The following is a 13,084-nucleotide window of genomic DNA, read 5'->3' on the forward strand; positions in this document are numbered from 1 at the left end:
ATCCCTCTATTGCAGGAGGATCTGATATGACATTGGCAAGCTATGAGGATATGTTGACATTTATTACGGTGAAGACCGCTAAAAATGCGGAACGCTTCGGTAACCAGCTGCCGACAGCAACGGTAGATGGGGAGTATCAATTTGCTCAGGATGGCTTTTGGACGGGGGGCTTCTGGACCGGCATGCTGCTGCTCTGTTACGAAGCAACCAACAATGAGGATTTTTTATATTCTGCCCGCGGCGCCTCGATCACACTGGAAAAGCGCTTATATGAGCAGGCTTTAACGCTGGATCATGACATCGGGTTTCTGTATCAGCTTTCTTTCGTAGCTGATTACAAGCTAACCGGTAATGAGAGAGCGAAAACGATCGGTCTGGATGCGGCAGATCAGCTGCTTCAACGCTACAATGCTCAAGGTAAGTTTATTCAGGCATGGAATGTATGGACACCTGGCGACCTGTTTAGTGAGGAGAATAAAGGCCGGATTATAATTGACTGTATGTACAATCTCCCGATGCTGATGTGGGCCTATGAGGTGAGCGGCAGACTGGAATATTACGAAGCGGCTGTTGCCCATGCGGATACCTGTGCAGAAACGATTGTACGACAGGATGATACCACCTTTCATTCTTATGTATTTGATCCTGAGACGGGAGCCCGTATAGGAGGAAGGACTGTACAGGGATATGCGGACGACTCCTGCTGGTCAAGGGGTCAGGCCTGGGCCGTTGGCGGTTATACGTATTTGTATCGCTATACCAAGGATTCGAAGTACTTGAAGCTGGCTCAGCGGCTGGCTGACCGGTATCTGTCTTTAACCGGTGACCAGGACGTCCCGCCTTGGGATTTCTCGGTGCCAAATCCAGGTCAGGAGCCGCTTGATACATCCGCAGCTGCCGTATTTGCGGCAAGTCTGTTAGAGCTTGCTACTGTAGTGGATAAACCTTTGCAGGAGCAATATCAACAGAGGGCGGAAAAGATCATTCATACGCTGTATGAGCACTATTCGACGAAGGATCATCCGGAGCACGAGGGCCTGCTGCTTCATGCCTGTCAGCATCGGACCCAGGGAGAATTTATCGACAGCTCGCTTATATACGGAGATTATTATTTTGCAGAGGCTGTGGCCTTTCTGGCAGGGAAAACGTCTAAATACTGGTGATGAACAAAATTTAATAGCATTGATTATTTAGGGAGGGACAACAATGAATCCAAAATTGAAACGGAAAGCGCGGCAAGTGACCGCGCTTCTCCTCACCGCTTGCCTGGCATTGCCGCCCATGCTTTCAGGCTCTGTTACTGTGTACAGTGACGATGAACAGCCCCAGGAATCTGTCGTGCAAAGCCTGATCGCCTCTCATGATACTTATATTTCAGCGCATCATGACTCCAATGTGGATGAACGCCAACGTAATTTTAATGAACGGGAATTGACAGTCCGGGAGCATGATTGGGAGCCCGGTAAGCGCAGAGCCCTGCTGAAATTTGATCTGAGCAGTATTTCAGGCGAGATTACGGGAGCGATCCTTGAAATGCATGTTAAACCCAGCTCCTCGTCCAATCAGCAGATTGCCTTGTATGCGACTAGTGAAGGCCTTGGAGATGAGTGGAGCGAATCAGAGATGACCTGGAATTCAGGACATGCCCTGGGAAGCCTGGTCTCTCCGGCAGCTGCGGTGGTGCCAGGTGGAGTGATGCAATGGGATACAACCGCCTACATTGCAGCTGAGCATGCCGGAGATCAAACAGCTTCCTTTATGCTTGCCGGGATAAACCGTGATTTCGCTCACTTGTACTCCAAGGATGAAGGCACTGTTGAAAGCGCTGACAAAGAACCGCGGCTTACCGTAACTTATATGCCAAGTGCAGCAGAGCCTCAACCTGATCCGGACAACGGAACCGATCCGGGTTCAGGGGGGGATGCAGCGCCGGTCTATCGCGCTGCGCAGATAGCAGCAGGGTTCAAGGAAGTTACGCTTTTATTCGACGGGGACATTGTCGCCCATGCCTCTGATGTAAAGAATGGCATTGAGCTCGCCCGTGAAGGAGATCAATTCCTTCCATTAGGAGAGCAAGACAGTGTCGTGATCGCGGAAGGGAATACACTTGTCATTTCACTACAGGATGAATTGAAAGGTGCCGACAACCGCTTTCGAATTGCATCTTCTACGATTAGAGGGGCTCATGGCCCTGTCATTACTAAAGAGCTCATTACCGAAAACATTGCCGGTGCCGTTGATTTAAGCCTTTATAGCCGGTTAAGTACTCTGAAGCTGGAGCATCCCCGTCTTCTTGTGACTCGGGAAGACTGGAATGTAATAAAAAGCCGTTTAACAGAGGCTCCTTATGCAGACTGGTATGCCAAAGTGAAGCTTGACGCGGATCGGCTTCTATCCGCTCCGGTGAATACGTATAACAAAGCTGGAGCTGATCAGCTGCTGCCTGTCAGCCGCTCCGTGAAAGAACGTGTCATGCTGCTGGCAACGGTGTACCGTTTGGAAGGGCAGGCTGTCTACGCCGAGCGTGCCTGGAAAGAATTACAGGCTGCAGCGGCTTTTCCGGACTGGAATCCAGGACATTTTCTCGATACTGCTGAAATGACAGCAGCGATGGCAATCGGTTACGACTGGCTGTACGATTACCTGTCCGCCGAACAGCGGACTACATTAAGAAATGCGCTGCTGAATAAAGGCTTATATGTAGGGCTGGAGACGTATCGTGGGGCCGTCGGTGACTGGAACCGTCACGGCTGGCTCACTACAGAAAGCAATTGGAACCTGGTCGCGAATGGCGGTCTTGGTATGGGAGCTCTGGCAATCGCTGATGAGTTGCCACAGCTTGCCCAGGAAATTATCGACAGCGGCCTCGCTTCGATGGAAATTGCGCTAGCCGAGTTTGAACCGGATGGCGGCTGGGTGGAAAGTGTAACCTACTGGTATTACTCTATCAAATACCTTGTAGAATACATGGCCTCCCTGGACTCTGCTGTAGGGACAACATTTGGGCTGAAGGAATTTCCAGGCATCAGCAATACAGGCTACTTCCCGATTTATATGACTGGACCGACGGACAAGTCATTTCACTTCGGAGATGCGGGGAATGGCACTGTACGTTCAGCAGAATTTTACTGGCTTGCAGACCAGTACAATGAACCCGCGCTAAACGGCTGGAGAGATAAGAATCTTTCAGCCGGAGATTATAAGGATTTGATTTATTATAAGCCGGGAGCTCCTTCATGGAATCCGATACAAGCAGAACTGCCGCTGGATAATTATTTCCGCCATGTAGAGAGTGTCTCCTTCCGCAGCGGATGGGAGCAGCCGGATGCAACCTATGTTGCGCTCAAGGCGGGAAGTAATCATGTGACCCACAGTGATCTTGATGTCGGAACGTTCGTAATGGATGCACTGGGCGTCAGATGGGCAGAAGAGCTGGGTGCCGACAGCTATGCGGTTCCGAATTATTTTGATGAAGGTGAGAAAGGAAAGCGCTGGAACTACTATCGCAAACGTGCTGAAGGGCAGAATGTATTGGTCATTAATCCAGGCATGGGGCAAGAGCAGACCTTGCTTGGAACTGCAGTCATTGATTCTTTAGCCAGTGACGATGATGAAGCGTTCGCAATTACCGATCTTACTCCGGTCTATGAAGAGGTCCGAAATACAAACGGACAGGTGAAGCGGGGCATTCAGCTGCTTGATCATCGCAGACAGGTCATTTTGCAGGATGAGCTGGAACTGACTGAAGCCTCCGAGATCTGGTGGTTTATGCATACAGGAACTAACGTGAAGGTGGCCGAGGATGGACAATCCGCCGTGCTTACGTTAGGTGACAAGCGAATGTACGCGCGTATCCTGACACCGCGTGATGGAATGTCGTTTACGGTTCGTGATGCTGAACCGCTTCTGACGTCTCCGGATACCTCTGGCAGTGGTGAATATGACCGTTCCGGCATCAAGAAGCTGGCCATTCATGCTCAGGATGTAGAGCAGCTGCAGCTAGCCGTTTGGTTTGTACCTTTGCGGGAAGGCGAGAGCATTCCGGAGGAGCTGCCTGCGGTTGTGGATCTGGATCAATGGTCACTTCACACTGACTTGCCCGCTCAGTTGAGCGGTTTGTCGGTTGCAGGTACAGTCTTGCCCGACTTTGCGCCGGGACAATACACCTACGACGTTACTGTAGCAGATGATGTGCTTCAAGCACCGAATGTAACGGCTGAGAGTATGGATCAGAATATTGAGATTGAGATTCAGCAGGCCGCAGCGATTCCGGACACTGCAGTGATCACTGTATCGTCAAAGGATGGATCTCTTGACGATCGAACGTATCAGGTTCATTTTAATTATGCGATCAGCAAGCAGCTGGTTGTAACCGCCAGTGGTTTTGACGGGAATGTTCCGGAGAATACACTTGATGGCAGCCTGGCTACCCGCTGGTCGGCGCTAACGGAGAATAATACTCCGCAATGGATTCGTTACTACCTGGGCGAGACTCCGCAGACTCTTGAAGAAATCAAGATTGCTTTCTTTAACGGACATTTAAGACAAACGATTTTTGATATCGAAACATCTCTGGACGGAGTGAATTATACCAAGGTATATAGCGGACGCAGTGGCGGAACCACCTCTGAGCTGGAAACATTCGCTTTCGACAGTCCGGCTGATGCCCGGTATGTCCGTATTGTCGGCTATGGAAACACTTCAAACGGATGGAACAGCCTGACCGAAGTGCAGATTGAGGGGGTAAATCACCCTGACCATGATCATGTGACCTTGAAAAGCCTGACTGTGGAGGGTGTGAAGCAGCTGCAGGTGAATCAATCGTCTCCGTGGAGTGTGAAGGCGCAGCTAAGCGATCTCAGTGAGGCCGAAGTTACACAATTGCCGTCCACCCGCTACTTTACCAGTGACCCTTCAGTGGTACAGATTGACTCCAGTGGTGTCCTGACTGGAACTGGTGAAGGAAATGCAGTGATTGGAGTAGAAGCCACAGTCTTCCAAACGACAAAATCAGTACGCATACCGGTAACGATTACGGATCCAAGCAAGGCTTCAATTCCGGCAGCGGCAGACAGCTACCTCCGTGGAGGACAGTACAGCACGAGCAGCTACGGAGGTGATCCGGAGCTGCCGATGAAGGCTACCAACCCGCAGGGTGCGGACTATATCAGGCTTCCAATTATGAAATTTGATGTGTCTGCCGTCACGGAGAAGCCGGATAAAGTGATTCTCAAGCTATACGGAAGTGTGAAGGATGATCCCAATGAAGTGCTTGGAAATCAGTCATATGAAGCAGAAATTTACGGAACCGATAGTGCCTGGAATGAGCAGACCGTAAACTGGTCCAATGCACCGGGACTGGGCATGAAGGCTGGCGACATCTCCTTCGATAAAACGATGAGGTGGGTCACTGCTGATGTGACTTCCTATGTGCTGGAGCAGCTGGAACAGGAGAAGCCGTGGATCAGTTTCCGTTTAAGCCCGATGACTCAGGAAGCGCTGGTTGCAGTCTCCAGCCGCGAATCCAAGTATGGTCCTGTTCTGCTCTTTGAATATGAGCGGGAGGAAGAAGCTGGAGAAGAAACCGAGGAAGAAGCTGAAGAAAAGGGTGGCGATGAAACAGACCCTGTGCTGCCTCCGACACCTCCGGTAATCACACCTCCAGTTACAGGCAGTACAGACGCGGAAGAGTGGAAGCAGAGCAGCGAAGGGCTGGAGATCATGGTCACAGCGATCCAGGATGAGCCTGCCATTGTACCGGACTTAAACAGCAGGGATAATGTGATTCAGATTGTGAAGCGATTGAAGCAAATGCCAGCAGATCAAAGAAAGCTCATAATTAATCTGGATGGGAAAGCCTCCGATAAGGCAGCCGGACTGTCATTAGAAGCTCTGATGCTAATGCACAAAGAGCTAAATTCACTGATCATATCGTTTAGAACCGATTCGGCAGCCTATGATTTCCGTCTTGATGCGATAGACTGGTCTGCGGTGACGAACCAGTTCAAGGCATTAGAACCTGTCTATGTTCAAGTCTCTATTGAGACCTTGCAGGGTGCGGCGTGGAATCCGTTGAAGGAGTCCGCCAACCGCAGTGGACTGAAGGTGATAGCTCCGGCAATTGATTTTAACGTTACTGCGGTTGCCGGGGATCAAGTGGTGGAGTTGAACAGCTTCCCGGGTCACTACATGTCCCGGTACATTGAGCTGGACCCACAGTATGCATCGACGAAAGCAATTGGGGTTCTTTATGAGCCTGACAGTAATTCCTTCTCCTATGTGCCGACGAAGATGCACTCTGAAGAAGGAAGGCTGTTCGCTGAGTTAAAGCGGGATGGAAACAGTATTTACACCGTCGTCCAGGCTCCTGCTGTATCCTATAGCGATTTGAAAGGACATTTTGCAAAGGAGCAGGTTCTATCCTTATCGGCAAGACTGTTGACTTCCGGTTATCCGGACGGCTCGTACCGACCGAATCATGCGGTGACCCGTGCAGAATTTAACGCGCTGCTGGTGCGCGGGCTTGGATTGTCCAGTGAACCGGCAGATCGTAAATACAGCGATGTCCAGGAGAAAGACTGGTATGCTGCTTCGATTGCAGCCGGAACGACGGCAGGCTTGATTGCCGGGTATACAGATGGCAGCTTCAAGCCCATCAAGACCATCACCCGTGAAGAAATGGCCGTGATGCTGGTACGTGCTCTGCAATATGTTGAGAGTAATGAAGCAGTGGCTTCACAGGCGTCATGGAAGCTTGAGGATTGGGAGGATGCTGCTGAGATTAATCCATGGGCTTATGAAGCAGCAGTTATATCGGCCCAGACCGGTTTGATGCAAGGTAAGCAGGGAGCTAGATTTGCACCTGCAGAGCCTGCCACGCGAGGAGAAGCAGCCGTAACCTTGCATCGCTTGCTGAAGGCGTTGGCCTTTATTCAGGAGTAGCTTTAGCGCTGATGGCTCGGCAGCAGATGCCAGACTGGCTATGGAACATCTTGTCAGCCCTTTTTCCAGCTACTATACTACAATAGATGAATTTAGCAGTGGCTGGGGAAGGGTGAAGGACAGCAGATGCTGTTCCTTACGGTTCAGCCCTTGGAGAGGAAGATGTGGTGTGGATCGTTATGAGATTGTATTTGCTGAGCAGGACGGCTGCTCTGTCGTGGAGCTTCGGGACTCTCAGCTAGGAGACCGGGCCCGGATTGTTCCGGAGCTCGGCGGTAACCTGATTTCGTTAAACCTTAACGGGCGCGAGATCCTGGCGGCACCGGACTCCGTAGCGCAGCTAAAAGAGGGTCAGACCATGTACGGAACACCGATTCTTTTTCCACCTAATCGTGTACAGGACGGCAGATTCACATTCAAGGGCCGAACTTATCAGCTGCCGATTAATGAGGAGCCCGACCGACATCTCCATGGTGAGCTGTCGCGCCGGGAGTGGAAGGTCGTGGAGCGGGGGAGCTCTGATGATAAAGGAGCCTATATTGTGCTTTCCTTTCGCTATGCCGATCATGAGGATATGCTGACCTATTTCCCGCATCCGTTAAGCTTCAGGATGACCTTCTCACTGCGGGAGGGGCAGCTGCACATGGGCGGTACGATTCATAATGAGGGAAAGGATGAGGCTCCATTTGCCTTCGGGCTTCACCCTTACTTCTATACTCCAAGGCTGGAGCAAGGAGATGGGGTGCTGCAAGCTCCGGCAGCGAGAGAGTGGCCGATCACCCGCTTTACCTTTGTGACCGGACCTCCAGAGGATACAGCACTTGCAGCGCAGCTGCGTCAGGGGATGCCGCTGCATGAGATAACCCCGCTCGGCTCCGCAATGCTGGAGCTTCAGCAGCTTCCAGAGCGTGTATGCCGCCTTCAGCTTAAGGAGCAGGGGTACACCATCGCTTACCAGTTCGGAGAGACCTTTCCGTATCTGCTGATCTTCCGTCCCAACTGGTCGGAGTCGATCTGCCTGGAGCCTTACTCCTGCCTTACCGATGCGTTTAACCTTCCCTATCCTGCGGACATGACAGGAGCCCGGGGCATTGGACCAGGCGAGCAGCTTGCGTTTGAAACTTCAATGTGGGTAGAGGATATTTAGCGGTCAACGTGGACGTGTTACCGGAAAGATGGAAAGATGGAAAGATGGGAGTGCAGAACACAAAGACGCAGGGAGCTTATGCAGTCCTGCGTCTTTGTGTTGGAGGGGGCTAAACAGAATCAGGCTTGTACGTGATTCTTTGTCTTGTCCCGATATTGCTTGGGAGTGTATCCCGTTTCTCTTTTGAATAGGCTGCAGAACTGCGAATCATGGCTAAATCCGCAGTCATGGGCGATTTCACAGATTGGACGCTGACTCATCTGAAGGAGCTGCTGAGCCAGGGCCAAACGTCGATTCAGGATGTATCTACCTGGTGAAGCACCGGTCTGCTCCTTGAACAGATGACGAAATCGATCATAGCTGTAGCCCGTTTGACGGGCTAAGGCAGCAATGTCCACTTTTTGCGTAACATGTTCGTCAATATATGCACGGGCAAAGCTTAAGGCGTCATGATGCGGCTGCGTTCCGTCCTGCCCTGCCAGCCTGCCAAGTTGAAGTATCGTTTTATGTACCAGCACATCAATCATCTGTCGATAATGTGGACGCTGACGATCCATCTCTAAGGTGATCTCCTGGATGATCGGCAAGAAGGTACATTTATAGTTGTCTCTATATATACCCTCCGGAGGCAGCTGGAATTGCGGTAAGCCTGAGCATGTGAATCCGAAAAAAATAACCTCTGTGTCTTCAAAATGAAACTCGCTGTGACGTGTATGTGGATAAATAAAGGCAAATTGTCCGCGGTGATATCTGTGGGTTGTTTCTCCGATCCTTGATAATCCGCTGCCATTGAAGTAGTACACAAGCTCGTAGCATTGATGGCTATGATCGGGAATATTTTCATGGGATTGCCTAACCGTTTGATAGAAAAAATTCGTATTGACGTTCATCCTTACTCCTCCGTAATCAACTCAGCCAATTCTTGTTATAGTTCAACCACATCAGGATACTTTGCTGCCAAGGATCAATGTAGACTGAGTCTATTGTAACATGCTCAAGCCAATTACTTTAATAATCTGGAGGTTAAATGCTATGAATTCATCTGTGTTTCCGTCATTGTCGGAGAAGCTTCTGGTAGAACGATTAACACCGCCGAGTCACAAACAGACCAGGATCGTTATGGATACGGATACTTACAATGAGATTGACGATCAATTTGCAGTTGTGTACGCTTTATTGTCACAAGAGAGAATAAAGATCGAGGCGCTCTATGCTGCCCCGTTCTCCAACGAGCTTGCATCTACCCCCAAGGAAGGCATGATGAAGAGCTATGAGGAAATTTTGAACATATTACGCATTACAGGCAGAGAGGAGATTCCTGTTTATCAGGGATCAGAGCAGTATTTGCCGCAACCGGATATGCCGGTTGATAGTGAGGCTGCCAAAGATCTGGTTCGACGTGCGATGGCAAGCGACGTGGAAGAGCCTCTGTATGTCGTTGCAATAGGCGCTATTACGAACGTAGTCAGTGCAATTCTAATGGAGCCCCGCATCATTGAACGGATGGTCGTTATATGGCTTGGCGGAAATGCGATTGAATGGCCTCATACTCATGAGTTTAATCTGCAGCAGGATCTACATGCTTCCCGTCTGCTGCTGGACTGCGGGGTGCCCCTTGTGCTCATCCCTTGTCTAGGAGTAGCCTCGAATCTTCGGACAACACTTTCGGAGCTGAGGGAGTATGTGAAGCCGCATGGTGAATTGGGACAATATTTGTATGACACGTTCCATAGATCGAATTCCGATCATTATGCGTATTCGAGAGTGATCTGGGATATATCTGTAATTGCCTGGCTAAATGATCCGGACCAGGTACCATCATACTTGATGCCTGCTCCGCATATTTCAGATGAGCTGCGCTGGTCTATTGATCCTCACAGGCATCTGATTCGATATGTGCGCGACATGGATCGCGACAAGGTGTTCCGGGATTTATTTCAGCGCATTAAGCTAAGCAGCCTAACGGCAGAAGAGATGAACATGAAATCTCAATAAGTCAAAAGCTCGATCCGCGGCGGGGTCGAGCTTTTTTTAACAGCGATCTATCCCTTCGTGCGCTCCCAGTCTTCAATCACCATCTCACCATTGATCGTGGCTCCCAGCTCATATCCTTCACTAGCAGCCATGATTAATCCGGAAAAAACATGCTTAGCATCGCCAATGACATACAATCCCTTGATGCTTGTTTCTCCATGTTCATCAACGATACATCCGCCCATCTCGTTCAGCGGTATTCCTAATTGGGAAGGGATATCGCTAGCCTGTGTTTCCCCGGTATCCAGTATAAATCCGTCGGTTCTTTCAAAGGACTCACCCGATTCTACGACTACACGCTCTAATTGTCCATCTGTCGATTGAAGCTTCACAATGGGAGACTCCACGAGCTGAATATGATGATCTACAAGGTCTTTCTTCTCGGCTGAGGTTAATGCAGCGGGTCCGTTCGTAAACAGAATGAGATCATGGCTCCAGTGGTAAATCATTTTTACATAATGCATCAGCCATTCTTCATTTCCGAATACAGCGAACCGGGCATCTCTGCGTTCCCAGCCATCACAATAAGGGCATGGAAAGACAGAGGTGCCGTACACTTCTTGAAGGCCTTGAATGGGAGGCAGATGATCCTTCATCCCCGTTGCCAATATAACTTTTCTACTTTTGTATACGTTCCCTTTCGCAGTAGCAGCTTTGAAACCATGGTCCTGTTTGACAACACGCTCTACGAAATCCTGGTGATACTGCACGTTAGGGTATTTCTTTAATTGCTCTAATGATATTTGCTTGAACTCTTCCGGTTGAATTCCGTCTCGACTCAAAAATCCGTGCGATTCACGAGTCACACTGTTTCTAGGCTGATTGCCATCAATAACAAGTACAGTTCTTCTGGAACGTCCCAAGACCAGCGCTGCGCTGAGTCCAGCCGGTCCACCTCCAATTACGATACAGTCAACAATCTTTTCACTCATCATGTACACTTCCTTTCACTGCGATTATTGCTCGATGAGCAGGCCTTTTCTAAATGTGCTCCAGGCGAGGCGCGGAATCTCTTTCGGAGCCACAGAGCCGGTATACATGGTTTCCCAGGCTGTATATAGAATGCCGTCATACATATGAAACACCCACGAGTTGGGGATTTCCGGAGAGATCAAGCCCTCGTCCCGTAAGCGCTGAATAAGCTCTCTAAGTGCTTTGTTGACTTCAGAGAACTTGCAGGTGTTCGGGTCATGGTCCTCGTGTTCCCGGTTTTCTTTCATCAGAAGAACAAATCCTTTGACTCCTGCATGGGTCTTGATAATGTCTTCCATCTGTTTAACCGGATGCGTGTGCTTTTCCTGGGCCTGCTTAAAAATGGACAGCGTCTGCTGGATCAAGGCTTCATGAATTTCTTTAAATAACGTTTCTCTATTGTGAAAATTCCGATGAAGCGTCATTCTGCTGACCCCAGCTGCATCCGCAATATCTTCTAAAGAAGCAGAGTCATCCACACTTAAAACCTGGATCGCGGTTTCAATGATCTTGGCTTTTGATTTGCTCAATGAAATCCCCTTTCTTTTTTGTTACATCTGTGTAACAAATGATACAACAAAGAAACGATTCAGGTCAAGTAGATGTTACAACCTTTCCCGTTTTGCTTGCGAGTCACGCCAAAAAGCCCGATCTCCTGCCGGACCGGGCTTCTTGATTTTTTTATGTCGCCGGGCTCTCCCGCTTATGGAAGAACGTCTTCAGCGCCTTATAAACCTCATCTTTTTCTTTAATAATTGAAAAAATAAATTTTTTGTCCTGAATGTGCTTATAGGCGGACATCAACGTACTGCTGCGGTTATATTGATTGACCTCGCCATAGCCAAACATATTGCTCACCTTCAGCAGCTCGCTAATGAGCTTGACGCAGCGCTCGTTGTCAGAGGTGAGATTGTCTCCATCCGAGAAGTGAAAGGGGTATATATTGTACTTGGACGGCGGGTAATTCCGCTGAATTAAATCCAGTGCTTTGATATAAGCAGAAGAGCAGATCGTTCCGCCGCTTTCACCGCGGGTAAAGAACTCCTCCTCCGTCACAACCTTAGCCTCTGTATGATGCGCGATAAATACGAGTTCTACATGCTCATATTGCCGCCGCAGAAAGCGGGTCATCCAGAAGAAGAAGCTTCGTGCGCAATATTTCTCAAACGTTCCCATGGAGCCGGAGGTATCCATCATTGCGATAATGACCGCATTGGATTCCGGGATGACGATATCCTCCCAGGTTTTGTAGCGAAGATCGTCCGGACTGATATGATGAATACCGGGCCGGCCGCTGGAGGCGTTGCGCCGCAGATTTTCCAGAATGGTACGTTTTTTGTCGATGTTGGACATGATCCCTTTTTTGCGGATGTCATTAAAAATGATAGATGGCGCTTCGATCTGCTCCTTGTCTTTCGGCTGCAGATGGGGCAGCTCCAGCTCCTCGAACAGCATGTTCTCCAGCTCCTCGAGATCGACCTCGGTTTCTACGACGTCCTGACCGGGCTTGTCACCAGCCTTCTCTCCCTGTCCCGGCTGCTGCTGTGCGGGATCCCTTCCCAGCACATCGCCGGTTTGGCTGCTGCCATCTCCTTGACCCACATGCTTTTGCTTCTGATGATTATAAATAAAACGATATTCATCCAGGCTTCGAATCGGCACTTTAATGATCTGCTTGCCGTCAGACATAATAATATTTTCCTCGGTAATCAGATCCGGCAGGTTCTGCTTGATGACTTCCTTGATCTTGCGCTGATGGCGAACCTGGTCCTGATAACCTTTACGGTGAAGAGACCAGTCTTCTCTGGATACGATAAAAGAGCCCTCCGTCATATGTCCACCTCCTGCTTGAGCTAGACCCCAAAAAACGTGTCTTGTAGGTAGTGTATGCGTCTACGCAAGGGGTATGATAAGGCTGTTATTAAGGAACAAGGGAAAATTATAATGTAATTATACGAGAGGGGAAACTTAGTTAGTTTAAAATAGGTC

At 49.6% G+C, this 13,084-nt stretch carries 8 protein-coding genes; 4 read left to right on the forward strand and 4 right to left on the reverse strand.

The genetic code is table 11. From position 1 onward, the window contains the following. Positions 1-26 precede the first annotated feature (26 nt). The 3 genes from JJQ72_RS00260 (at position 27) to JJQ72_RS00270 (ending at position 8,089) form a co-directional block, all read left to right on the forward strand. A complete protein-coding gene (locus JJQ72_RS00260; RefSeq protein ID WP_208202362.1) occupies positions 27-1,163 on the forward strand; it encodes a glycoside hydrolase family 88 protein in 1,137 nt (378 codons plus the stop codon). A 43-nt stretch (positions 1,164-1,206) separates the two neighbouring features. Beyond that, positions 1,207-6,942, forward strand: coding sequence for a CBM96 family carbohydrate-binding protein (locus tag JJQ72_RS00265; protein ID WP_208202363.1), 5,736 nt, complete (start codon positions 1,207-1,209; stop codon positions 6,940-6,942). A 169-nt stretch (positions 6,943-7,111) separates the two neighbouring features. Next, positions 7,112-8,089 (forward strand): aldose 1-epimerase, encoded by a 978-nt coding sequence (locus JJQ72_RS00270; protein WP_208202364.1) that lies wholly within the window; start codon positions 7,112-7,114, stop codon positions 8,087-8,089. A gap of 119 nt (positions 8,090-8,208) precedes the next feature. Here JJQ72_RS00270 and JJQ72_RS00275 read toward each other — a convergent pair whose 3' ends face one another. Further along, on the reverse strand, positions 8,209-8,979 hold the full coding sequence (locus JJQ72_RS00275) for an AraC family transcriptional regulator (RefSeq protein WP_208202365.1): 771 nt from the start codon (positions 8,977-8,979) through the stop codon (positions 8,209-8,211). A gap of 142 nt (positions 8,980-9,121) precedes the next feature. Here JJQ72_RS00275 and JJQ72_RS00280 point away from each other — a divergent pair, with 142 nt between their 5' ends. Next, entirely contained in the window at positions 9,122-10,084 is a 963-nt protein-coding gene (locus JJQ72_RS00280; RefSeq protein WP_208202366.1) for a nucleoside hydrolase, read from the forward strand. Positions 10,085-10,131: 47 nt separating this feature from the next. Here JJQ72_RS00280 and JJQ72_RS00285 read toward each other — a convergent pair whose 3' ends face one another. The 3 genes from JJQ72_RS00285 to yhbH all read right to left on the reverse strand — a co-directional run bounded on the left by JJQ72_RS00285 (position 10,132) and on the right by yhbH (position 12,928). Beyond that, the gene (locus JJQ72_RS00285; RefSeq protein ID WP_243895777.1) at positions 10,132-11,058 is read right to left on the reverse strand and encodes an NAD(P)/FAD-dependent oxidoreductase; all 927 of its coding nucleotides are present in this window, start codon (positions 11,056-11,058) and stop codon (positions 10,132-10,134) included. A gap of 21 nt (positions 11,059-11,079) precedes the next feature. Continuing rightward, positions 11,080-11,625: a TetR/AcrR family transcriptional regulator gene (locus tag JJQ72_RS00290; RefSeq protein ID WP_208202367.1), complete on the reverse strand. Its 546-nt coding sequence runs from the start codon at positions 11,623-11,625 to the stop codon at positions 11,080-11,082. A 151-nt stretch (positions 11,626-11,776) separates the two neighbouring features. Continuing rightward, positions 11,777-12,928 (reverse strand): sporulation protein YhbH, encoded by a 1,152-nt coding sequence (gene yhbH / locus JJQ72_RS00295; RefSeq protein WP_208202368.1) that lies wholly within the window; start codon positions 12,926-12,928, stop codon positions 11,777-11,779. Positions 12,929-13,084 lie beyond the last annotated feature (156 nt).

It is taken from the genome of Paenibacillus sp. F411, assembly GCF_017582705.1.
GTDB classification, from domain to species: Bacteria; Bacillota; Bacilli; order Paenibacillales; family Paenibacillaceae; genus Paenibacillus_AQ; species Paenibacillus_AQ algicola.